This is a genomic window from Pseudaeromonas sharmana, assembly GCF_042649925.1.
Taxonomy (GTDB): domain Bacteria; phylum Pseudomonadota; class Gammaproteobacteria; order Enterobacterales; family Aeromonadaceae; genus Pseudaeromonas; species Pseudaeromonas sharmana.
Window position 1 is genome coordinate 221,493 of record NZ_JBHSAF010000006.1, and the last position, 24,357, is coordinate 245,849.

Here is a 24,357-nt window from a genome sequence, read left to right on the forward strand (position 1 = left end):
TCTGTTCAATCGCCATTCTACCGCCATGCCAAAAGAAAGGGCGGCCTCACGCCGCCCTTCATCATGCTGCCAGCGTATTAGCTGATCTGGCCGTGACAATGCTTATATTTCTTGCCAGAGCCGCAAGGGCAAGGATCATTGCGCCCCACCTTGTCACCACGCACATACGGCGTCTGACTGCTAGCCTGTTCAGCTTGCGCCGCATCACCTTCTTCAGCCAGCCCCTCCGCCTCCGCATGGGTATAATTGCGCGGTGCGGCCTCAGCGCGACGACGCTGCTCCTCAATGGCATCCACATCACGCTCCTGCACCTGAACGCGGGACAGGATGGTGACCACCTCCAGCTTCAACGACTCCAGCATCTGGGTAAACAGCTCGAAGGATTCGCGCTTGTACTCCTGCTTGGGGTTCTTCTGCGCGTAACCACGCAGGTGAATGCCCTGACGCAGGTGGTCCATCGCCGCCAAGTGTTCCTTCCACAAGTTGTCGAGGCATTGCAGCATGATCGATTTCTCGAACTGATGAATGACCTCATCCCCCACTTGCTCTTTCTTGGCGTTATAGATTCGGGCGGCCTCGGCCACAATCCGGTCGCGCAACAGCTCTTCGTACAGCTTGTCGTCTTCCGCCAACCACTGCGCCAGTGGCAAATCCAGACTGAAGTCAGCGTGCAGGCGTGCTTCGAGACCGGCAACATCCCAGGTCTCATCCAGAGAGTTCGGCGTAATGTACTGGCTGATCACGCTATTAATCACATCGGCGCGGATCGCTTCGATCGTCTCGCTGATGTCGGAGGCTTCCAGCAGTTCATTGCGTTGCTCGTACACCACCTTACGCTGGTCGTTGGCAACATCATCAAACTCCAGCAGGTTTTTACGAATATCGAAGTTACGCGCTTCCACCTTCCGCTGGGCATTCTCGATCGCCTTGGTAACCCAAGGGTGCTCGATGGCCTCACCGTACTCCATGCCCAGCTTCTTCATCATGCCCGTGACACGATCGGAGGCAAAGATACGCATCAGGGTATCTTCCATCGACAGATAGAATCGGGATGAGCCCGGATCCCCCTGACGACCGGACCGGCCACGCAGCTGGTTATCGATCCGGCGTGACTCGTGACGTTCGGTACCTATGATGTGCAAACCGCCAGCGGCGATGACATCATCATGACGACGCTGCCACTCTGCTTTCACCGCATCGAGTTGCTCTTGCGTCGGATCCGTCAGCTTGGCCTGCTCGGCCTGCCAGTTCCCGCCCAACACGATATCGGTACCCCGACCAGCCATGTTGGTCGCGATGGTCACAGCCCCCGGGCGCCCGGCCTCGGCGACAATGTCTGCTTCCATGGCATGGAATTTGGCGTTCAGAACCTGGTGCTTGATCCCCTGCTTGTGCAGTACATTGGAGATCAGCTCCGAGTTTTCGATAGAGATGGTCCCCACCAGCACAGGACGCCCCTCCGCCACACGATTCTTGATGTCCTCAACAATCGCCGCATACTTCTCTTCCGATGTCAGATAGACCAGATCCCCCATGTCATTGCGGATCATCGGACGATTCGTCGGCAGCACAACGGTGTTCAAACCGTAAATTTGCTGGAACTCATAGGCTTCGGTATCCGCAGTACCGGTCATCCCGGCCAGCTTCTCATACAGACGGAAATAGTTCTGGAACGTGATGGAAGCCAGCGTCTGGTTTTCATTCTGAATGCGAACGCCCTCTTTGGCCTCCATCGCCTGATGCAGCCCCTCGGACCAACGACGTCCGGGCATAGTCCGGCCAGTATGCTCGTCGACGATAACCACTTCGCCATCTTTAACGATGTAATCGACGTTCTTTTCAAACAGCGTATGCGCGCGCAAACCGGCATTCACATGATGCAGCAGGGTGATGTTGCTGGCAGAGAACAGGGAGTCTTCAGCACTCATCAGACCATGCTGCTTCAGCAACTCTTCAACGTAGATCTGGCCATTCTCGGTGAGCAGCGCCTGACGAGCTTTCTCATCCACCGTGTAGTGACCTTCACCCCGATACTCTTCGCTGTCCTCTTTGTCCTGCTTCTGCAGTAACGGAATCAACTTGTTAATCTGGATATAGAGTTCGGAGCTGTCTTCAGCGGCGCCGGAGATAATCAGCGGTGTCCGCGCCTCGTCAATCAACACTGAGTCAACTTCATCAACCAGCGCATAAAACAGTGGACGCTGCACCCGTTGTTCGGCCGCATAAGCCATGTTGTCACGCAGGTAATCGAAGCCGAATTCGTTATTGGTACCGTAGGTAATATCCGCACCATAAGCGACTCGTTTCTCTTCGTGACTCATTCCAGGCAAATTGCAGCCGACGGTCAGTCCCAGGAATTCAAACAGCGGACGATTCCACTCGGCATCACGACGCGCCAGGTAATCGTTGACCGTCACTATGTGTACGCCACGCCCGGTCAGGCCATTCAAATAGGCCGGCAGGGTTGCGGTCAGTGTCTTGCCTTCACCCGTCTTCATTTCCGCGATCTGGTTGTTGTTCAACACCATACCGCCCATCAACTGGACATCAAAGTGACGCATACCAAATACGCGCTTGGACGCTTCACGCACGGTGGCGAAGGCCTCCGGCAGCAACTGCTCCAGCAGTTCACCCTGTTCGATACGTTGGCGAAACTCGGCCGTCTTGGCCTTCAGATCGGCATCGGAGAGGGCCTCGAATTGAGGCTCCATGGCATTAATCTGTTTAACGATCTTGCGGAGCTTCTTCAGCGTGCGCTCGTTGCTGCTGCCAACGATTTTGGTAATTAAACTTGTAATCATCGTAACCAACTCTCTGGTTGTCTTTTGCTCCACACTGGTGAAGCGCCACGTTATCAAACACTCTTGTTTTCGGGACCCAATGCCATGCGAAAAAGGCATTAATCGATAATGAATACCGCCCCGACGTAATGGCAGCCATCAGCTGCCAAGCCGCGCCCTATCTTACCCCAGTACCATGACAGACTCGCATCCACCTCGATGCCAGAGACAAGAAAACAAACAGAAATCACACTCTGCCAAGATATGGTGTCTTGGCGGCTTCATTTCAAGCCTAGCGAGCCAAGCCTTGCGAGCCGTCGCTGATTTACTGCAGTTTGCCGAGGGTAGCATAAACCCTTATCAAAAAAGCAAACAAAAAGGCACCGGGGAGAGAAGCCGGTGCCTTTACGGTTATTTGGTGACCACGGTAAATATCAGGCGTAAGCCAGTTGTCCGTCCGCGAACGGTACCGGCGAAGCTTGCTTCTGATCTTCGAAGGTAACCATTTCCCACGCTTCGGCATCGTTCAGCAAGGTGCGCAACAACTGGTTGTTAACGGCATGCCCTGTTTTATATGCGCTGAACTCACCGAGAATCGTGTGATTGCCCATATACAGGTCACCCACCGCATCCAGCATCTTGTGTTTGACGAATTCATCGTCATAACGCAAACCTTCGTCGTTCAGAACACGGTAGTCATCCATCACAACGGCATTTTCCAGACTGCCACCCAGCGCGAGGTTCTTGGAGTGCATGAACTCGACGTCCTTCATGAAACAGAAGGTACGTGCACGACTCAGTTCACGCACAAAAGCCGCGCCACTGAAGTTCAGGCTCAGCATCTGCTTGGCCGGATCCATCACCGGGTGTTTGAAGTCGATACGCAGGTTCATGCGGAAACCTTTGTTATACGGCTTCAGCTCAGCCCACTTGTCACCGTCTTCGACTCGTACCGTCTTCTTGATACGAATAAAACGCTTGGGGGCATTCAATTCTTCAATGCCCGCAGACTGCAGCAGGAAAATAAACGGATGCGAACTGCCATCCATGACCGGTAGTTCTGGCGCGTCCACTTCGACATACAAATTATCGATACCGAACGCAGCCAATGCTGCGGACAAGTGCTCCACAGTAGAGATACGGACACCCTCATCGTTTACCAGAGCGGTACACAGGACGGTATCACGCACAGCCTCGGCCTGAGCAGGGATCTCGACTGCCGGCTGCAAATCAGTACGCACATAGACGATACCGGTATTGGCTGGCGCCGGTCGGAAGGTTACGGAAACCTTGCGTCCGGAGTGCAGACCGACACCTGTCGCCTGTACGCTTTGCTTGAGAGTGCGTTGTTTAATCATATCCTCACCTTGATCAGCGAGCTGGTCAGACCAACTCTCAGTTACGCATACTACCATAGGCGTTGCGCAAATGCTAATCGTGTCACACTTCTGTCTTCTGCTGTGCTTAATCTGCTTGTTTGCGCAGGAACGCCGGAATATCCAGATAATCCGGTTCGGCACGGCTCTGTACCGGCTCGGCATTGACCGCCTTCGGGCGCTCTTCGACGAACTGGCTCATCGGTGCATCCTGCAACATGGAACGCAGAGGACGCTCCGGTTTCTGGGCATTTTTCACCAGCGTGATCTCGGGCTTGCGCTCCTGACCGATACCGGTAGCCACCACGGTGACACGCAGTTCGTCCTGCATGTTGGGATCGATGACGGCCCCGACAACCACGGTGGCGTTTTCCGATGCGAAAGCCTTGACGGCATTACCAACCGTCTCAAACTCTTCCATCGTCACGTCCATACCCGCCGTGATATTCACGAGGATACCGCGCGCGCCGGCCAAATCGACGTCTTCCAGTAACGGGCTGGAAATGGCTTTTTCTGCCGCCTCTTCGGCGCGATCATCGCCACGTGCATAACCGGTCCCCATCATGGCGGTTCCCATTTCACGCATAACGGTGCGCACGTCGGCAAAGTCGACGTTAATCAAGCCCGGACGGGTAATCAGTTCTGCAATCCCCTGGACCGCCCCCAACAGCACATCGTTGGCGGCCTTGAAGGCTTCCAGCAGGCTGACGCCCTTACCCAGAACGCGCAGCAGTTTGTCATTCGGGATCGTAATCAGCGAATCAACATGCTTTGACAGCTCATCAATCCCCTGCAGCGCATAATTCATGCGCTTCTTGCCTTCGAAATTGAACGGCTTGGTGACGACGGCCACGGTCAGGATCCCCAACTCCTTGGCGACTTCAGCGACGACGGGGGCAGCACCGGTCCCGGTACCGCCACCCATGCCGGCCGCGATAAAGACCATGTCAGAGCCTTCCAGCATCTGGCGGATATCATCACGGTTTTCCAGTGCCGCTTCACGGCCAATCTCTGGATTGGCACCTGCGCCCAGGCCTTTGGTGATATTGCCACCGATTTGCACCGTCGTTTCAGCACCAGAATTACGCAGCGCCTGCGCATCGGTGTTGATGGCAATAAAGTGCACACCCTCGATGCTCTCACGGACCATATGCTCGACGGCATTGCCACCGCCACCACCGACGCCAATCACTTTGATGACGGCATCATCACCCTGGCTTCCAACCGGTTCAAACGTAAACATGATTCTCTCTCCGCACGATTTGCTTGCTAGCAAAAATCAAAACTCGCCACGTAACCAATTGCTCAGTCGCTGGAACATGCCACCAACACTGGCCTTGACGTTACTGTCCTTGCTTCCTTTGGACTGGTGAAGCTTGCCGTATTGCAACAGGCCCACAGCGGTAGAAAACACCGGCGCCTGTACATAGTCCGTCAGTCCACGTACGTTCTCGGGCTCGCCGACACGGACCTGGCACTGGAATATCTGTTCTGCACACTCGACGACCCCTTCGATTTGGGCTGAGCCGCCGGTCAGCACCACCCCGGCCGCCAGCTGGTGCTTGACGCCCTGGGCTCGAAGTTCGTTCTGCATCTTGCTGATTTCGTCCTGAACCAGCCCCAGTAGCTCACAATACCGCGGCTCAATCACTTCAGCCAAGGTTTGACGTTGCAAACTGCGCGCTGGACGACCTCCAACGCTCGGAACTTCGATAGTGTCTTCTTTGCTGACCAGGCGACCGAGGGCACTGCCGTAGCGTACCTTGATCGCCTCGGCATCCAGCGGCGGTGTTCCGAAGGCATAGGCGATGTCGCTGGTCACGGTGTTGCCCGCATACGGAATCACCTTGCTATAGCGCAAAGCGCCACCGGTGAACATGGCGATATCCATGGTACCACCACCGATATCGACGACACAGACGCCCAGCTCTTTCTCATCTTCCGTCAACACGGCATAGCTTGAGGCCAATGCCGAGAAAATCATCTGGTCGACCTTCAGCCCCACCCGCTCGACGCACTTTTCAATATTGCGCGCCATATCGTTATGGCAGGTAATCAGATGCACTTTGGCACCCATGCGCACCCCGGAAAGGCCGATCGGGTTCTTGATTCCTTCCTGATAATCGATCGAGTACTCCTGGGGCAGCACATGCAGCACGCGATGCTCGTCCGGAAGACGGACCGATTTCGCCGTATGAATCACGTTATCCACGTCATCCTGTGTGACCTCCTCATCGGAGATCGGCACCATGCCCTTTTCATTCCGGCACTCGATATGGCGCCCGGAAATACCGAGGAAGACAGACGAAATATGGCAATCGGCCATCATCTCGGCTTCGTCAACCGCACGTTGCAACGACTTGACGACCGACTCGAGATCATTCACTCCCCCTTTATCCATGCCGCGCGCGGAATGGGTACCGAGGCCAATGATATTGATCTCGCCATCCGGCAAGACTTCCCCCACTAATACGGCCACCTTGGTGGTGCCGATATCAAGTCCGACGATCAGATTTCTGTCTGTGGTCTTGGTCATTACCAGTCCCTTCAATTGGTTTCCATCCCACAGCAAAGCCGGTGTCATATCTCAGATCCAGATAAGCAATCTGCTCACGAGGATCCAGTTGCGGATAGACATCGATAAATCGCTGCAGCCGCGCTCCGGTATCAGCCCGCCCCAGAATCAACAGGGGACCGTCTTTGATTTTGACCTCCCAAGAGTGTCGTTTGGTCAAATTCACCGACTCGATGTGATAACCGTTAAGCGCCAGGATGCGCTCATAGTTCTTGTATTCTTCCCAGATGCGATTGGCCATGTCATCAGGACCAGACAATCGCACCAGGGGATGTTTCAATCGCTCCAGCGGCGCCTTGAAAATACCGCCCTTATCACTCAGCAGACGGTCTTCCCCCCAACGCGCACGAGGAGACTGTTCTATCACGTACACATACAACAACGCCGGCCAACGCTTGCGCACTGACGCCTGGTAAACCCAGGGCAGTGCTTCGATCTGTTGCTGCACATCATTGACGTCCAGTTTGAAGAAGTTACTGACTGCAGGGTCGGCTCGTAACGTCTCGCGGACATCCGCCACCGTGACATAATCGAGCTTGCCCTGCACCACCAGACCCTCCACCGGGATCCGATCTTCCTCAAAAAACCAGCGCTTGATGTCATTCGCCGCTGAACTCAGCCCATACAGCACTGCTGCGAAAAACAGCACGCCGAACAGAAATTCTCCCCGGGTGCGGTTGCGCGAGACCACTTCACTCATGCCGTTGCGTCCGCCATACCATCGTTATTGCGCTCCTTTGCCAGTGCAGAATGCACAACACCGGCAAAAATCAAGGGTGACATTATATAGAGGCCCCGGTACGGATCAAAACACCCGCTTGCAAAACCGGGGCTTGGGCTCACTCTTGTCCTTTCATCCGGACGATATCCAAACGCATTTCAGCCAGCATTTTCGCCAGGGCACCGACATTCCCCGCACCTTGCGTCAACACCAGATCACCCTCTTGCACCAACTCTGCCAGCACGGCCGGGACTTCCGCCGGGGTCGATACAAAGATCGGCTCCAGCTGGCCGCGTTGACGAATCGAACGACACAGCGCACGCCCATCGGCGCCCGGTATCGGATCCTCGCCCGCGGCATAGACTTCCAGCACGATGAGGACATCAACCTTGGAGAGCACCTCGGCAAAGTCTTCATACAAATCCCTGGTCCGCGTGTAACGGTGCGGCTGGAAAATCATGACCAGACGACGCTGAGCCCAACCTCCGCGCGCGGCATTGATCGTCACACGCACTTCACTTGGATGGTGACCATAATCATCCACCAGCATGGCCTTGCCACGCCCGGTCTCGAACTCGCCATAATGCTGGAAGCGACGCCCAACCCCTTCGAAACGTGCCAACGCGGCGATGATGGCCTCGTCCGCGATACCGTCCTCTGTCGCGACGGCAATCGCGGCAGCGGCATTCAGGGCATTGTGGCGGCCAGGCAGGTTCAGGGTCACATCCAGCAAGGAGCCATCGTGTCGACGGACCTTGAAGCGGCTACGCTGGGTCTCCTGCACGAAGTCAAGGACCTGGACATCGGCATCATCGCTGTAACCATAAGTAATGGTGGCTCGACCGATTTCCGGTAACAGGCCGCGGATAACCGGATCATCGATGCAAACCACCGCCAAGCCATAAAACGGCAGGTTGTGCAGGAACTCGATGAAGGTCGCCTTCAACTTATTAAAGTCGCCCCCGTAGGTGTCCATGTGATCCGCTTCGATATTGGTCACAATTGACACCATCGGTTGCAGATGCAAAAACGAGGCGTCACTCTCGTCGGCCTCGGCAATCAGGTAACGACTGCTACCAAGGCGTGCATTGGTACCGGCACTGTTCAGCAGGCCGCCGATGACAAAGGTCGGATCGCGATCCGCTTCGGCATAAATGGTCGACACCAGACTGGTCGTGGTCGTCTTGCCATGAGTCCCGGCGACCGCGATACCGTGACGATAACGCATCAATTCAGCCAGCATCTCGGCACGGCGCACAACGGGGATCCGCTGTTCACGCGCAGCGATGATTTCCGGGTTGTCAGCATGGATGGCGGTCGATACCACGACCACGCTGGCGCCGGACACATGACTGGCTTCATGGCCGATAAAGATGGTGGCGCCCAACTCGGCCAAGCGCTGTGTGACCCGGTTGGTCGCGATATCCGAGCCGGAAATCTGATAGCCCTCATTGGCCAACACTTCGGCAATCCCCCCCATGCCAGCCCCACCGATGCCGATAAAATGGATCCGCCGGACCCGACGCATCTCAGGAATCATGGTTCTCAGCTTTGCCAGTTCGACCTTGGTCATGCTTTTTCTCTCTTTTTTGTCAGCGCTTCGCACACCACAGCGACGCGCTCGGTGGCATTCAAGATGGCCTGTTTACGGGCCGCCGTCGCCATCTGTGCACGGCAATCGACATCCTGCAGCTCACGAAGAGCCGCAGCCAAACCTTCAGGCGTCAGTTCACGCTGAGGCATCAATAACGCAGCGCCTTGTTGTGTCAGGCTTTCGGCATTGCGGGTCTGGTGATCATCGACGGCATGAGGCAGCGGAACAAAAATCGCCGGCAACCCTGCCGCGGCGACTTCGGCCACTGTCAGCGCACCAGCCCGGCAGACAATCACATCCGCCCAGGCATAAGCGGCCGCCATATCGGTGATGAACTCGCACACCTCGGCTTCGACACCGACATCGCGATAGCGCATCTCGACATCGTCCCGATTACCCTTGCCAGTCTGGTGACGTATGTCCAGTCCCTCAAGCAGGGCTGCAGCCGCAGGGACCGTCTGGTTCAAGACCCGAGCGCCCAGGCTTCCGCCGACGATCAACACCCGCAACGACGCTCCGGGTTGCGGAGCGGCTCTGGGCGCCTCGGCCAAAGCGACCACCTCGGAACGCACCGGATTACCAACCACTTCGACTTTTTCATGCGCTGCAAACGCACCGGGGAAGCCGAGCAATACACGGCGTGCCAATCGTGCCAGCCAGCGATTTGTCAGACCGGCCGCGGCATTTTGTTCATGCAGCACCAGCGGGATCCCCGCCAGCCAGGCCGCAACGCCCCCCGGACCAGAGGCAAATCCGCCCATGCCGAGCACGACATCGGGCTGGAAGCACCTCAGCACACGCCGAGCCTGCAGAATCGAACGCAAGATACGCCACGGAGCGGCCAGCAGACGTAACAGACCATTCCCGCGCACGCCCTGAATATCGATAAACGAGATCGGATAGCCATGGGCCGGGACCAGCTCGGCCTCCATGCGATCAGCCGTGCCCAGCCAATGTATCGTCCACCCCTGTGCCGACAGATGGTGCGCAACCGCCAGGCCGGGGAACACATGCCCGCCGGTACCACCCGCCATCACCAGCAACCGCTTACTCATACCTCTCCCTTTTGCAGGACCTGTCCACTGTCCCGCCTGAGTTCAAAATCGATGCGTATCAACAAGGCAACTGCCATGCTCATGGCGATCAGACTGGAGCCGCCGTAACTGACCAGCGGCAACGTCAAGCCCTTGGTCGGCAGCATGCCGGCCGCCGCGCCGACATTGATCACGGTCTGGAAACCAAACCAGATACCGATGCCGCAGCCGACATAGCCATCAAACTGTTTCCCCTTGTCCAGCGCCGCGCGGCCAATTTGCAATGCCTTGAAGACCAAGGCCAGTTGCAATGCCAGCACCAGCAGCACGCCGAAATAACCGAGCTCCTCACCCAGGATCGCGAAGACAAAGTCGGTATGCGCCTCCGGCAGGTACTCCAGTTTCTGTACCGAGTTACCCAATCCCTGGCCAAAGAACCCACCGCGACCAAACGCCATCAGCGATTGAGTCAACTGATAACCACTGCCGAACGGATCGGCCCACGGGTCGAGAAACGAGGTCACCCGCCGCATCCGGTAGGGTTCGAACAGGATCAACATGACCAGTGCCGCAACGCCCATCATGATCATCAGTACAAACTGGAATAAACGAGCTCCGGCAAGGAACAACAACCCCAGCGTGGTCACAAACAGCACGACGACCGAGCCTAAATCCGGTTGCGCCAGCAACAGCAGCGCCATGCAGAACACCAGCGCCAACGGTTTGAGAAAGCCGGAGAAGTGGCCGCGGACTTCATCCAGTCGCCGCACCAAATAACCGGAAAGATAGGTGATCAACACCAGCTTGGCGGTTTCCGCCGGTTGCAAATTGAACGGGCCGAGCGGCAACCAACGCTTGGCGCCATTGACACTGTGTCCGGCCACCAGCACAACCAGTAGCATCAGAATTGAGAAAATCAGCAGCTGGCCGCCCCATTCCTGCCAATAGCGCACCGGCACATACAAGGTTGCAACCGCCGCCAACGTGCAGAGGAACAGGAAGATCAGATGCCGTTTGACAAAGAAAAAGGCGTCATTTTGCAACGAGACCCCTTCGGTGATCGAGGCAGATGCCACCATGATCAGACCGACGGCCATCAGTGTCGCCGCCAGAACCAGCAGTTGCCGGTCATACAAGGAGCTGCGGTCAGGTACCAGCCAGCGCCAGACGGCCGAGGTAGCGTTGCGCAACAAGGTCATAGCGCCTCCACCAAGTCACAGAAACGATCACCGCGGGCCTCAAAGTTACGGAACATGTCCAGGCTGGCACAGGCTGGAGCCAGCAGCACCCAGTCGCCGGCCTGGGTCAAGGCTGCGGCACGCGCGACCGCGGCTTCCAGATCGGCCACCCGCTCCGCCTGAGGACCCAACGCAGCTAACAGCTCGGCATCTTGGCCAAAACACAGCAAGTGATCGATGCCATGACCGAGCAAGGCTTGTAACGGTGCAAAGTCTTGCCCCTTGCCCTGCCCTCCGGCAATCAATACCAGTTTACCGGTAACAGCCTCGGCAATACCCGACACCGCCGCCAGCGTGGAGCCGACGTTGGTTGCCTTCGAGTCGTTAATCCAGCGCACTCCGTTATGCTCACGCACAAACTGACAACGGTGTGGTAGCCCACTGAAACGGCGCAGCACCGCCAGCTGCGGTGCACGAGGAATATCAACAGCATCGCACAATGCCATGGCCGCTAGCGCATTCATCTGATTATGCGCCCCGACAATCTGCATCTGACTAACCGGCATCACCGGCTCCCCTGCGACTGCCAACCAAAGTTCGCCCTGATGTCGTATGCGACCATACTGCTGGTCATCCAGTCCAAACGAACGCCAAACCGGCTGACCAAGCGGCAGCGTCGCCGCATCGTCACGGTTGCTGATGATACGCCGGGCGCCATTATGAATACGTTGTTTGGCCGCCAGATAGCCCGCCATGCCATCATACCGATCCAGGTGATCTTCACTCAGATTCAGAATCACTGCCGCGGCCGCTTGCAGAGTGTGCGTCGTCTCCAGTTGGAAACTGGACAACTCCAGCACATAAAGATCCGCCGGTTGCAGCAACAGATCCAACGCCGGGGTGCCGATATTGCCACCAACACCGACCGACAATCCGGCCTCAGCCGCCATCTCACCGACCAGCGTAGTCACAGTACTCTTACCATTCGACCCGGTGATCGCCACTATCGATGCCCTGGCTTGGCGCACGAACAACTCAATATCACCGATGATTTCGACACCGGCCTTTGCGGCCGCTTGCAGTGCAGGGGTCGCCAACGCAATGCCGGGGCTGGCAATGATCAGCTCGGCCTGACACAGCAGACGCTCATCCAACGGGCCAGTATGCAACGGCACGCCCGCGGGCAAGCTCTCCTGCCCGGGCGGATGGTTGCGGGTATCGACAACAGTCGGTGTCACACCAGCGCGCAGGAAATGATGCACACAGGAGAGACCCGTTTTGCCCAATCCAAGGATGATCACCTTTTGCATAATCGCTTACCGCAGTTTCAGGGTCACCAGACCCAGTAGCACCAACACCAGTGTGATAATCCAGAAGCGCACTATGACGCGCGGCTCTGGCCAGCCCTTCAATTCGTAATGATGGTGAATCGGAGCCATACGGAAAATTCGCTGGCCGCGTAACTTGTAGGATCCGACTTGCAGAATCACCGACAGGGTTTCCATGACAAAGACCCCGCCCATGATCACCAGCAGGAACTCCTGACGAATCAATACCGCAATGACGCCCAACACGCCCCCCAGCGCCAGTGAACCGACATCGCCCATGAACACTTGAGCCGGATAGGTATTGAACCAGAGGAATCCAAGCCCGGCACCGGCAATCGCCGTGCAGACCACCACCAGTTCAGAGGCATGCGCAACATAGGGAATGTGCAGGTAACTGGCAAAGTTGACGTTCCCGGTCGCCCACGCGACCAGCGCCAGTCCAGATGCCACCATGACAGTCGGCATAATAGCCAACCCATCCAGACCGTCGGTCAGGTTCACTGCGTTCGAGGAGCCGACAATCACCAGATAGCAGAACGGGATAAACAGCAGACCCATTTCAGGCATGAACTGTTTGAAGAACGGCACCACCAGGGTCGTTTCCGCCCCGCCAGCCGAACTGGAGTAGAGATAAATCCCCACCGCAATGGCCGCCAGCGACTGCCAAAAGTATTTCCAGCGGGCAATCAGACCCTTGGTATCCTTGCGTACCACCTTGCGGTAGTCATCAACAAAGCCAATGGCGCCGTAAACTACCAGCACGAATAACACGACCCATACATAGGGATTGCTCAGGCGCGCCCATAACAACACCGAGATCAGGATCGATGAGAGGATCATTACGCCACCCATGGTGGGCGTACCGCGCTTGCTGAAGTGCGATTCTGGGCCATCGTGACGAACAACCTGGCCAATCTGCAGCAGCTGGAGGCGACGGATGACATGCGGCCCCATCCAGAGCGCGACCGCCAAGGCGGTCAGAATCGCCATAATGGCCCGGAATGTCAGGTAGGAGACCACATGAAACAGTGAAAAATAGGGCGTCAGTAACTCCGCCAACCAGACTAGCATGTGTGCTCCTTGATGCTTCTTACGTGTTCAATGACTTCTTCCATGCGCGAACTGCGCGCACCCTTGGCCAATAACACCAGATCGTCGTGTTCGGCCAACACTGCAGATACAGCTGCCAACAGCTGCGTTTTATCGGCAAAATGGGTGCCCTGCGCAGCCTCGGCCGCCACAGCAGACCAGCGTCCCACCGTGTAAACGCCATCCAACCCGGCTTGCCGCGCATGTTCACCGACCCGTCTGTGCTGGGCCTCCGCTTCGACACCCAGCTCTCCCATGTCCCCAAACACCAGCACGCGATAGCCAGGCATGGCTGCCAGCGTATCAATGGCCGCCAGGACCGACTCGACACTGGCATTGTAGGTATCATCAATCAAGGTGACACCCGGCAACGATTGAACGCACAACCGCCCTTTGACCGGCGCCATCTGCGCCAAACCGAGACGAATTTGCCCCAGCGAGGCGCCCAGGCTCTGCGTCGCGGCTGCCGCAGCCAAGGCATTGGCAATGTTGTGTTGCCCCGGCAATGGCAGATTGACGTCGATCTCGCCAAGCGGCGTGACCAGCGTAAATTGGCTGCCGTAGATCGGATCGACATGAATATCCCTGGCCGTAAAGTCAGCCTTGTTGTTGTGCAGGCCGAAACTGACCATGTTCGGGCCCAAATCCCCTTGCCAATGGGAGAAGAATTCGCTGTCGGCATTTACCACCGCAGTGCCATCCTCATCCAGTCCGGTGAAAATTTCGGACTTGGCCAACGCCACCCCCTGCAACGAGCCAAAGCCCTCAAGGTGCGCCGCAGCCACGTTGTTGATCAGCGCGACATGAGGCTTGACCAGCGATGTCGTCCAGGCAATTTCACCTGGGTGATTGGCACCCAGTTCCATCACCGCATACTGGTCTTGAGGAGTCAGCCGCAGCAAGGTCAACGGCACGCCAATTTCATTATTCAGGTTGCCTTTCGTCGCCAGGACTTGGCCCATCGTCGACAGTATGGCTGCGCTCATCTCTTTCACCGTGGTCTTGCCACAGCTGCCGGTAATAGCCAACACCTTGGGCTGCAGACGATCCCGCAGCAAGCGACCAAGGTGACCCAAGGCATAACGGGTATCTTCAACCAGAATCTGAGGCACAGCTAACGGTTGCCGTTCACTGACCAGCAAGGCGGTAGCACCACCCTCGACCGCCGCCTGACAGAACGCGTGTCCATCAAAGCGTTCCCCTTTGAGCGCGACAAACAGTGCTGCAGAAACCCGCTGACGGGTATCGGTGACAACGTCCTCGATCAGGGTATCGTCACCGTGCAACTGGGCACCTAATGCCACTGCAATCTCTTTTACCGACAATGGAATCATGAACACTCCCCCAACAACAGACTGGCGGTCTCTCTGTCGCTGTAATGCAGTTTCTGTTTACCGATGATCTGATAGTCCTCGTGTCCCTTGCCAGCGATCAGAATGACATCACCGGCTCGGGCCTCGCTCCATGCTTGACGGATCGCCTGTTCACGCTGATGGATGACCCGGACCTGATCAGGGCGCGACAATCCGCCGCGCATATCCGCGATGATGGCCTCTGGCGCTTCAGTCCGCGGGTTGTCATCGGTCAGAATGACAACATCGGCCAGCTGTTCGGCCGCTGACGCCATCATGGGGCGCTTACCACGATCCCGATCACCACCACAGCCAACCAGGCAGAACAGGCGTCCGCGACAATGCAGGCGCGCCGCCGCCAAGGCTTTCTCCAATCCATCCGGGGTATGGGCGTAGTCCACGACGAGCAGCGGTTGCGCATCGCCACCGAAACATTCCATGCGCCCTGTAACCGGACTTAGCCGCGGTGCGGCTGCCAGCAAGGCCTTGAAGTCGTATCCAAGCACCAGCATCGCCGCCAGCGCGGCCAGGACATTCGACACATTAAACTGCCCCAGTAGCGAGGCGTCGAGCACCCCCTGGCCCCAGGAAGTCCGCAACGAGGCAGAAAAACCACGATCGTGGAAACGGACAGCCACGGCTTCAACGTAGCGGCTACCACGAGGGGCATTTTCCGGTAGCAGGGTATAGGTCACTGCCTGCGGTATTTGTTGTAACCACTGTCGCCCCACGGCATCGTCGGCGTTAAGCACAACATCCGCTGGTGCCACCATGGAGAACAGCTGCCGCTTGGCGGCGGCATAAGCGTCCATGTCGCCATGATAATCCAGATGATCGCGGCTCAAGTTGGTAAAGACGGCCACCGCAAACGACAAGGCGGAAACACGGTGCTGAACCAGCCCATGGGACGAGACCTCCATCGCCACCAGATCCGCTCCCAATGCCAGCTGCTGCGCCAGCTGTTGCTGGATTGCCAGCGGGCTGGCGGTTGTATTTTCAGTCGGCTGCAACGCACCAAACAGGCCATTACCGATGGTGCCCATCACCCCCGCCTGTCCACCCAGCAAGCTGCGCCAGTTGGCGATCAGCTGTGTGGTGGTGCTTTTGCCATTGGTGCCAGTGACACCAATCAGTTGCAGTTGTCGGGACGGCTCGCCGTAGAAACGCCCGGCCAGCTCGGAAACGCATCGCGCCAATCCGGGCACGGCAATACACAAGGCCGCACATTCAGGTACAGAATCCAATCCGGCGGGCTCAAACAGAATAGCTGCGGCCCCCTTGGCCGCCGCAGCGTTCATAAACTGGCGGCCATCAACAGCATGTCCCGGCAGAGCCAGAAACAGGTCGCCGGGCTGTACGGCCCGGCTATCAAGCTGCATCTCACGCAGCGCAACATTTGGCGCAGCTATTCCCAACGGGGAAAGCAAGGCATCAAGTGTGAGGGACAACTTTAACCTCCTGGCGAGCCAGATTGACTTGCGGTTTATTCAGTTCCGGGCTTTGCGGCGCATCGGGCGGCACATTATAGAGCTGCAAGGCCCCCGCCATCACTTCGGCAAAAGTAGGGCCAGCCACCGAACCACCGTAATAGCTCCCCGCTTTCGGCTCATTGATAATGACGACCATGGCAAAACGCGGATTGGAGACCGGAGCAAACCCGGCAAAAGTGCCGACATAATCCTTCCCATAGCCACCGGCAATGGCAACCTTGGCGGTACCCGTCTTGCCGGCGACCCGGTATCCCGGCACCTCCGCCTTGGTACCAGTCCCACCCCGTTCCACCACGGCTTCGAGCTGTAACATGACTGCTTCGGCATCTTTGCGCGAGACGACCTGCTCGCCCTGGGGAGCCGAAGAGACTTTCAGAATCGAGACCGGTTTACGGATGCCTTTGTTCGCCAAGGTGGCATACGCCGAGGCCAGCTGCAGCGGCGTGATGCGCAGGCCATAGCCAAAGCCCAGCGTCGCACGTTCAATATCCGACCAGCGTCGGCGCACCGGAATCATGCCGGAACTCTCCCCCAGCAAGCCGGTGCCGGAATCACTACCCAGACCAAACCGCGTCAGGGTATCGATGATCTGCTGTGGCTGCATGCGCAACGCTATGTGTGCCATGCCGATGTTCGAGGAAAATTTGAGGATGTCACCCAGCGACCCTTGGGCCATGCGGTGCGAATCGGTCACCCGCTTGCCACCAATATTAAAGGGTCGGGTATCGAATACCTCGCTCCAGTTGGTAATGCCATTTTCCAGGGCGCTGACGGCCACCAGCGGTTTGACGGTAGAACCGGGTTCATAGGTATCGGTTACGGTCCGATTACGCGCGCGGAAGCCCTGATACTGACCGCGGTTATTCGGGTTGTAAGACGGGGTATTAACCATGGCCAGAACCTCACCCGTGGTGACATCCAGCAGCACCAGGGAACCAGACGTGGCCTTGTTGACCTCGGTGGCATACTTCAGCGAGCGGTAGGCTAACGATTGCAGACGCTGGTCGATACTCAGTACCAGGTTGTTGGCCTTCTTGCCCTCTTTGACGATGCCGATATTCTCGATCACGCGCCCCTGACGATCCTTGCGCACTCTGCGCTCCGACGGCACGCTGCTGAGCCACTCGTTGAACGCCCGCTCGACCCCCTCAATACCGGATCCATCAATGTTGGTCATTCCGACAATGTGTGCGCTGATTTCGCCAGTTGGATAATAACGGCGTGACTCGCGGCGCAGATAGACGCCGCCCAGCTTCAACTTGGCCACATATTCGGCAACAGCAGGAGTCACTTGACGCTGAAGATAGACAAATCGACGACGCGGATCGGCAATCCGGGCCGTCAGCTCCTTAACATCCAGCCCCAGCACTTCGGCCAGCGCGCGCCAGGCCCTGTCGTTGTCCAGGCTACCGCTTTCATGAACGGCCTTGGGATCCGCCCAGACCGCTTGCACCGGAACGGAAACAGCCAGTTGTTCGCCATTCCGATCGGTGATCATGCCGCGGCCTTTCTCATCTGCCGTAGTCCGCAATGAGCGCAGATCACCTTCCAGTCGTAGCCGATCGGGATCGATGACCTGTATCCAGGCCGTACGAGCAACCAGCCCGATGAAACCGAGGATGATGAAACCCACCACAGTGAGGAAACGCCACTGTGGAATGCGGGGATCGATCTTCTGCGTCTTGCGTTTAACTTTCATGGCTGATTAATGATCTGTTCCTTCAGTGGAGAGGGCCGCGCCATCTCCAGCTTACTACGGGCGATATCACTCACCCTGGAGTGTTCGGACAGCGCGTTCTGCTCCAGCAGCAGATGGCGCCACTCAATGTCCAACTTGTCACGCTCATCCAGCAATTGATTAAGCGAAATCGTCAATAATCGGGTCTCGTTGGTGACCACTATCGTGGTCATCGCCGACGCCAGGATGGCCAGAGCCAGAATGACCTGAAACTTATGGCGCCCCAGATCGCGCAGAATCTCGCGCGCCAGATTGATACGCGGCTCCATCCTGATCTACTCCGGCAACTTGGCAGCGACACGCAACACGGCACTGCGTGAGCGGGGATTAGCCTCTATCTCGGCATCCGACGGCTTCATCGCCTTCCCTACACTGCGCATGGTACGGCCAAATGCCAGCTGAGCCTCGGTCAGTGGCAGCCCATGCGGTACCTCAGGGCCCTTTTCCTGTTTGCGAATGAACTGTTTGACCAACCGATCTTCCAGCGAGTGGAAACTGATGACTGCCAGCCGTCCTTCTGGAGCCAATACCTTGAGCGAGCCCTGTAGCGCTCGCTCGACCTCTTCCAGCTCGGAATTGATATAGATGCGGATACCCTGAAACGTGCGCGTCGCAGGGTGCTTGTTCTTTTCCTTATTCGGAATCAGTCGAGCGATCAGTTCGGCTAATTGGCGGGTACGGGTAAACGGTGTGGTCACACGATCATGCACAATGGCGCGCGCAATCTTGCGTGCAAAACGTTCTTCACCAAACTCCTTGAGCACCCAGGCGATATCATCAGCCTCGGCGTTAGCCAGCCACTCCGCCGCACTGATGCCTTGGGTTGGATCCATACGCATGTCCAGCGGACCATCCTTCTGGAAGCTAAAACCGCGCTCGGCATCATCTAGTTGTGGGGACGAGACCCCCAGATCCAGCAACAGCCCATCCACCTTGCCCTGCAAGCCGCGCTGCGTTAGATAGTCTTGCAAACCAGAAAATGGGCCGGCGACCATCTCGAATCGCGGGTCAGTGATAGTTTTCGCCTCGGCGATGGCCAACGGATCGCGGTCAATGGCAATCAAACGCCCGTCGTCATTCAGCTGCGACAGAATCAGCCGTGAATGACCGCCACGGCCAAAAGTGCCATCGACATAGATACCATCTGGGCGAATGGCAAGGGCCTCGACGGCCTCTTGCAGCATGACGGTCACATGACTGAAAGTCGGTTGCATGATTAAAGTGAAAAATCCCGTAAGTTATCGGACTGACTCCAGTCCATCTGCGGTAATGTCGCCAAATCCGTTTCAATCTGCAGCCGCCACTGTGGCTGACTCCAGATTTCAAATTTATTCAACTGCCCGACCAGCATGGCCTCCTTCTCAAGACCGGCATGTTCACGCAACGGAGCGGGTAACAGTAACCGGCCATGTCCATCCAGCTCACATTCACTGGCATAGCCCAGTAACAAACGCTGCAGACGACGCTCGTGCGGGTTAAGGCTCGAGAGTTGGCGAAGGCGCTGCTCGATCTCTTCCCATTCAGCAAGCGGAAACAGCAGCAGGCAGGGGTGGTTGATATCGATGGTGCAGATCAGCTGGCCGTCGCATGTCTCGCGAAGCCATTCACGATAGCGAGTTGGAATCGCCAGTCGCCCTTTGCTATCAAGCGAGATGGCGTGCGCGCCTCGTAACATCTGCCGTCCGTCCAGTAGCTCTATTTTTTTCCACTATTAACCACTTTTTCCCACCGCAGAGTGTAAGGACGCACCTGATCGTTTGCAAGGGAGCCAGAATGCACCAAGCCGCTATTTTCAAGGCCTCGCGCGGTAAATTTCGAAAAAGCCGTTTATTTTTCAGGTAAATGACCGAGATAAAAGAAACCAGCAATTTGCGATGCACTTCACTCTTTTTTAGTCGGGCATGCCGCAGCCATAATTTCTGCACGGCGAAAAAAGAAAAGGCCCGTTATCGAAGCGTCGATAGCAGGCCTGGATAATAAAGGGAGTGAGTCTGTAAGCCGGGTTCTGTGCCGCTTGCGCGGTAGCAGTCATTCCTCTAGGCCAGCAATCGCTCACTGGCTCAAGCAACCTACCCGCCCCCAGCGCGGGCCACGCCTGTGGGGGCCTATTTGGTCTTGCTCCGGGTGGAGTTTACCGTGCCACGAACTGTTACCAGTCGCGCGGTGCGCTCTTACCGCACCCTTTCACCCTTACCTGATCCCCGAAGGGCCATCGGCGGTTTGCTCTCTGTTGCACTGGTCGTGGGTTCACACCCCCCAGGCGTTACCTGGCACCCTGCCCTATGGAGCCCGGACTTTCCTCCCCTACATCCGTCTATCCGAAGATACAACGATGCAGCAGCGACTGCCCGACTCACTCCGGCGCGGATTATAGGGGCTCGGCGTCATCGGAGCAAACAGAAGTGTGCTCCAAGGCCCATTTGTATAGCGCGTTCTTCTTGACCCCATGGATCTCGGCACTGAGTGCCGCTGCTTTTTTCAGCGGCAGCTCCGCCAGCAGCAATTTCAACGTACGCAACGCCGCTGACGGTAACGCCTCGGCATCCGGCTTGTGCCCTGCCACCATCAGGACGATCTCGCCCCGCCGTCGATTCTCGTCCTGAGATAACCAGGCGTGCATTTCAGCGGCCGGCAAGCCATGAAAGCTCTCGAAGGTTTTAGTTAATTCACGCGCCACGACCAGGTAACGATCACCATACAGCCGGGCAATCGCCTGTACCGTATCCAGCAGTCGACGAGGGGATTCATAAAACACCAGCGTACGAGGGTCATCCGCCAATGCGGCAAGACGATCATCTCGCGCCTTCTCCTTGGCGGGCAAGAACCCCTCGAACGCGAAGCGATCTGTTGGTAGTCCGGATGCACTCAAAGCCGTAATCGCGGCGCAGGGTCCTGGCAGCGGAACGACAGGCACACCGGCGGCCCGACACTGACTGACAAGGTGGTAGCCTGGATCGCTGATCAGCGGTGTACCGGCATCCGATATCAGAGCGACGGATTGACCCTGCTGCACACGCTGTATCAATGCCGCAGCACGCTGTTGCTCATTGTGATCATGTAGCGCCAGCAACTGACCCCGAATCTGTAAGTGGTTGAGCAGAATTGCCGAGTGGCGAGTATCTTCAGCGGCAATGATATCGACACCCTCAAGGATCTCGACGGCCCGACGCGTGATGTCAGCCAAATTACCGATAGGCGTCGGCACTATATAGAGAGAGGGAACAGATTGCATGGCATCTCCTCGCCGAACAATTGTGTCGTAAAAATGACCCGTTTACACTATGCAGGACAATAACCTGTCACGGGGAATCATTTTGTACTGTCAAAACAAGCGCCATAGCCTAACACACTTCATTCCGTTGTTTCTGCTGACCCTGTTGTTAGCAGCTTGCGCGAGCACTCCGGATAACCAACAACCAGGAAGCAGCACACCGCCGAGTGCGTTTGGCCAACTGACGGAGAAGCCAGATTGGTATCTGCAACGCCTGGCCAAATCCGATGCCGCCAACCGCTTCTCATGGGAGCTGCTGGCCGCGCGCAGCCTTTTACAGTCCGGAGATGTGCAGCAAGCCAGCGCCATTAACCAGCAGTTGATCAAAGAAGCTGTCACGCCGCGCAAGATTCAGGAACAACGCCTGTTTGAGGCCATGCTGTTGCAGAAGCAAAAAAAACTGACCGAGGCTCTGCAGCTAGCAACGGATCTTGACCTAAGACCACTAGATACCGATGCAACGCTAGCCGTTTATCAATTGCGAGCAGCGCTACTGGCATCGAGTGGCGATGCACTTGCCGCGTTTGACAACCTGCTGCTCATGGAGCCCTACCTGACTGACGATGCCAAAACCGGCCATCACCAACAGATCCGTGACCTTTTGCTGACGATTCCGCCAGGAACCCTGCGCAGTGCAATCACCAAACCGGCACCAGATGTTCGTTCTGGCTGGCTGGAACTGGCGATATTGATCCAGAGTGCCAATGATTCTGCACTTGCAGCGCAATATCAGCAGTGGGCGCAGCGCTATCCTGAACACCCGGCTCAGTCACTGAACCTTGTGGACTCGTCACGCCAGAACAACGACACGCTTCCAGCCGTCGCCACAGGCTTGCCTGCGAAAACCGCGGTGCTGTTACCTTTAACCGGTCCACTGGCACAAAACAGCGCCGCACTGCGCAATGGTTTGCTAACCGCCTACAAAGAAGCGGGCATGCAAGGTGATATCCGCTTTTACGATAGCTACGCCACACCGATCCCCGCGCTATATCAACAGCTGCAACAGGATGGGGCACAATTGATCATTGGCCCGTTACTGAAGGATCAAGTCGAGGCACTGTTGGCCCTCAACCCAAGCATGCCAGTGCTGGCCCTGAATGAGCCCGACGGTAAAGTTGTCCGCACCGGGCTGTTCTATTACTCCTTAGCACCAACGGCCGATGCGGCAGAAGCCGCAACGCATATCAAGCAAGAGAATCACCGTTTACCACTGGTTCTCGTGCCTCAAGGAGCCCAAGGCCAAAAAGTTGCAGACAGTTTTTCTTCCACCTGGAACCAACTGACAGGAAGTAGCCCAGTTGTGGCCCGGTTTAGCGACCGACAAAGCCTGCAAGGGGTGTTACGGCAAGCGATGGGAGTGGACACCAGCGAACAGCGCATCAGCGAGATACAAAACGCAACCGGGCAGAAAGTATTTGCTCAAGCATTCAATCGCCAGGACATTGATGCCATTTACATTTACGCCTCTCCACTGGAGGCCGGCATCATACGGTCATTCATTGATATCACACAAAGTCCATTTGTTGCTCCCCCTGCCTATTACTTGAGTGCAAAGGGTAACCCCGGACTGAATAATGCCGGAGTCAGTCAATCTGTCATCGGTATGCAAGTCGGTGATATGCCATGGATGGTGGAGCCCACCCTTCCGTTGCGGGATAAGGTCATGCTGGTTTGGCCACAACAAAACAACGACCTGCTGCGATTCTTTGCTATGGGGTATGATGCGCTGATGATCGCAGCCAATTTGGCAACACTGGAAAGTCAGGCGTTGGAGGGATTAACAGGTCGTCTGCGCCTGGACTCTCAGGGTACAGTGCACCGAGAGCTCACATGGCACTCGATCGAAAAAGGCACCGCTGATGCGCCCGCCACAACAACCCCAGCTGCAGAAACTGCGACTCAATCACCCCAAGGGTGAAGCGTACGAACAACAGGCCCTGATCTTTCTGCAACGTCAGGGCCTGACGCTGCTCGAGCGCAATTACCGATCGCGTTTCGGTGAGATTGACTTGATCATGCGCGAGCAAAACACACTGGTGTTCGTGGAGGTCCGCTACCGAGCAAGCTCGCGGTATGGTGGTGCCATTGCCTCGATCACTGTAAAAAAACAAGAAAAGATATGGCTGACGGCAAGTCAGTATCTGCAGCAACGTCCGCATGCGGGAGCCTGTCGCGTTGATATCATCGCGTTTGAAGGAGATGCCCCGTGTCAGTGGATACAAAACGCTATTCAGAGGTAAATGTCATTGGATCGGATTAAAGAGCATTTTACAGAGAGTATTCAGACCAAGATTGCCGCTGCCGAAGCGCTGGCTGAAGACATCCAGACGGCGGCTCAGATGTTGACCATTTGTCTGCTAAACGGTAACAAGATCCTGACATGCGGCAACGGCACCATGGCTGCACTCAGCCAGTTATTCGTGACTCAACTGGTCCATAAATTTGACACTGAGCGCCCCTCGCTTCCGGCCATTGCCCTGTCCGCAGACAGTACTCTGATGAGCGGTATCGCCGCCGAAAGTGGTTATGACAACATGTACGCCAAGCAGGTACGCGCGCTCGGGCAACGAGGCGACATCTTGTTGCTACTGACATCTGAAGGCAATGACAAAGCACTTATCAAGGCGGCTGAAGCGGCGCTGGGGAGAGATATGACGCTAGTTGCCCTGACAGGATTTGATGGTGGAGAAATAGCGGGATTACTCGGCCCCAGTGATGTGGAAATTCGTGTTCCGTCCGCAAACCACGCCAGAATACTTGAAGTAAATCTGTTATGTCTGCAATGTCTTAGTGACTTGATTGACCGGACATTATTCCCGCAATGATAAATG

The 24,357-nt window shown here is 56.7% G+C and carries 20 protein-coding genes and 1 other RNA gene; 3 read left to right on the plus strand and 18 right to left on the minus strand.

Annotated features, from left to right (window positions below; all coding sequences use genetic code 11):
• Window positions 1-77: 77 nt before the first annotated feature.
• From secA to rsmI, 18 genes are all read right to left on the minus strand, one after another.
• Complete coding sequence (gene secA / locus ACFOSS_RS07525) at window positions 78-2,801, minus strand: preprotein translocase subunit SecA (RefSeq protein WP_377151585.1); 2,724 nt, start codon at window positions 2,799-2,801, stop codon at window positions 78-80.
• Between the two features lie 413 nt (window positions 2,802-3,214).
• Window positions 3,215-4,138, minus strand: a complete 924-nt coding sequence (lpxC, locus tag ACFOSS_RS07530; protein WP_377151586.1) for a UDP-3-O-acyl-N-acetylglucosamine deacetylase — start codon at window positions 4,136-4,138, stop codon at window positions 3,215-3,217.
• A gap of 106 nt (window positions 4,139-4,244) precedes the next feature.
• Window positions 4,245-5,399 (minus strand): cell division protein FtsZ, encoded by a 1,155-nt coding sequence (ftsZ, locus tag ACFOSS_RS07535; RefSeq protein WP_377151587.1) that lies wholly within the window; start codon window positions 5,397-5,399, stop codon window positions 4,245-4,247.
• Window positions 5,400-5,435: 36 nt separating this feature from the next.
• Window positions 5,436-6,692, minus strand: coding sequence for a cell division protein FtsA (gene ftsA / locus ACFOSS_RS07540; RefSeq protein WP_377151588.1), 1,257 nt, complete (start codon window positions 6,690-6,692; stop codon window positions 5,436-5,438).
• Window positions 6,652-7,431, minus strand: coding sequence for a cell division protein FtsQ/DivIB (locus ACFOSS_RS07545; protein WP_377151589.1), 780 nt, complete (start codon window positions 7,429-7,431; stop codon window positions 6,652-6,654). The genes ftsA and ACFOSS_RS07545 overlap by 41 nt, the downstream gene beginning before the upstream one ends.
• Window positions 7,432-7,570: 139 nt before the next feature.
• Window positions 7,571-9,025, minus strand: coding sequence for a UDP-N-acetylmuramate--L-alanine ligase (gene murC, locus ACFOSS_RS07550; protein WP_377151590.1), 1,455 nt, complete (start codon window positions 9,023-9,025; stop codon window positions 7,571-7,573).
• On the minus strand, window positions 9,022-10,101 hold the full coding sequence (murG, locus tag ACFOSS_RS07555; RefSeq protein WP_377151591.1) for an undecaprenyldiphospho-muramoylpentapeptide beta-N-acetylglucosaminyltransferase: 1,080 nt from the start codon (window positions 10,099-10,101) through the stop codon (window positions 9,022-9,024). Before murG ends, murC begins: the two co-directional genes overlap by 4 nt.
• Window positions 10,098-11,279, minus strand: coding sequence for a cell division protein FtsW (gene ftsW / locus ACFOSS_RS07560; protein ID WP_377151592.1), 1,182 nt, complete (start codon window positions 11,277-11,279; stop codon window positions 10,098-10,100). The genes murG and ftsW overlap by 4 nt, the downstream gene beginning before the upstream one ends.
• The gene (gene murD, locus ACFOSS_RS07565) at window positions 11,276-12,568 is read right to left on the minus strand and encodes a UDP-N-acetylmuramoyl-L-alanine--D-glutamate ligase (protein ID WP_377151593.1); all 1,293 of its coding nucleotides are present in this window, start codon (window positions 12,566-12,568) and stop codon (window positions 11,276-11,278) included. Before murD ends, ftsW begins: the two co-directional genes overlap by 4 nt.
• A 6-nt stretch (window positions 12,569-12,574) precedes the next feature.
• Window positions 12,575-13,657 carry a phospho-N-acetylmuramoyl-pentapeptide-transferase gene (gene mraY / locus ACFOSS_RS07570; protein WP_377151594.1) on the minus strand — a complete coding sequence of 361 codons (1,083 nt, stop codon included), beginning with the start codon at window positions 13,655-13,657 and terminating at the stop codon, window positions 12,575-12,577.
• Window positions 13,651-15,009 (minus strand): UDP-N-acetylmuramoyl-tripeptide--D-alanyl-D-alanine ligase, encoded by a 1,359-nt coding sequence (gene murF / locus ACFOSS_RS07575; protein ID WP_377151595.1) that lies wholly within the window; start codon window positions 15,007-15,009, stop codon window positions 13,651-13,653. The genes mraY and murF overlap by 7 nt, the downstream gene beginning before the upstream one ends.
• The gene (gene murE, locus ACFOSS_RS07580; protein ID WP_377151596.1) at window positions 15,006-16,475 is read right to left on the minus strand and encodes a UDP-N-acetylmuramoyl-L-alanyl-D-glutamate--2,6-diaminopimelate ligase; all 1,470 of its coding nucleotides are present in this window, start codon (window positions 16,473-16,475) and stop codon (window positions 15,006-15,008) included. The genes murF and murE overlap by 4 nt, the downstream gene beginning before the upstream one ends.
• A complete protein-coding gene (locus ACFOSS_RS07585) occupies window positions 16,459-18,216 on the minus strand; it encodes a penicillin-binding transpeptidase domain-containing protein (RefSeq protein WP_377151598.1) in 1,758 nt (585 codons plus the stop codon). The genes murE and ACFOSS_RS07585 overlap by 17 nt, the downstream gene beginning before the upstream one ends.
• Entirely contained in the window at window positions 18,213-18,524 is a 312-nt protein-coding gene (gene ftsL / locus ACFOSS_RS07590; RefSeq protein ID WP_377151599.1) for a cell division protein FtsL, read from the minus strand. Before ftsL ends, ACFOSS_RS07585 begins: the two co-directional genes overlap by 4 nt.
• A gap of 6 nt (window positions 18,525-18,530) precedes the next feature.
• A complete protein-coding gene (gene rsmH, locus ACFOSS_RS07595; protein WP_377151600.1) occupies window positions 18,531-19,469 on the minus strand; it encodes a 16S rRNA (cytosine(1402)-N(4))-methyltransferase RsmH in 939 nt (312 codons plus the stop codon).
• A 2-nt stretch (window positions 19,470-19,471) separates the two neighbouring features.
• Window positions 19,472-19,930 carry a division/cell wall cluster transcriptional repressor MraZ gene (mraZ, locus tag ACFOSS_RS07600; protein WP_377151602.1) on the minus strand — a complete coding sequence of 153 codons (459 nt, stop codon included), beginning with the start codon at window positions 19,928-19,930 and terminating at the stop codon, window positions 19,472-19,474.
• A gap of 303 nt (window positions 19,931-20,233) precedes the next feature.
• Window positions 20,234-20,615, minus strand: an RNA gene (gene rnpB / locus ACFOSS_RS07605) — RNase P RNA component class A.
• An 8-nt stretch (window positions 20,616-20,623) separates the two neighbouring features.
• Window positions 20,624-21,487: a 16S rRNA (cytidine(1402)-2'-O)-methyltransferase gene (gene rsmI / locus ACFOSS_RS07610; protein ID WP_377151603.1), complete on the minus strand. Its 864-nt coding sequence runs from the start codon at window positions 21,485-21,487 to the stop codon at window positions 20,624-20,626.
• An 82-nt stretch (window positions 21,488-21,569) separates the two neighbouring features.
• Here rsmI and ACFOSS_RS07615 point away from each other — a divergent pair, with 82 nt between their 5' ends.
• Genes ACFOSS_RS07615 through ACFOSS_RS07625 form a run of 3 tightly spaced genes read left to right on the plus strand, consistent with a single transcriptional unit; the run spans window position 21,570 to window position 24,351 of the window.
• Window positions 21,570-23,444, plus strand: a complete 1,875-nt coding sequence (locus ACFOSS_RS07615; protein WP_377151605.1) for a penicillin-binding protein activator — start codon at window positions 21,570-21,572, stop codon at window positions 23,442-23,444.
• Entirely contained in the window at window positions 23,386-23,766 is a 381-nt protein-coding gene (locus tag ACFOSS_RS07620) for a YraN family protein (RefSeq protein WP_377151606.1), read from the plus strand. Before ACFOSS_RS07615 ends, ACFOSS_RS07620 begins: the two co-directional genes overlap by 59 nt.
• Entirely contained in the window at window positions 23,767-24,351 is a 585-nt protein-coding gene (locus ACFOSS_RS07625) for an SIS domain-containing protein (protein WP_377151607.1), read from the plus strand.
• Window positions 24,352-24,357 lie beyond the last annotated feature (6 nt).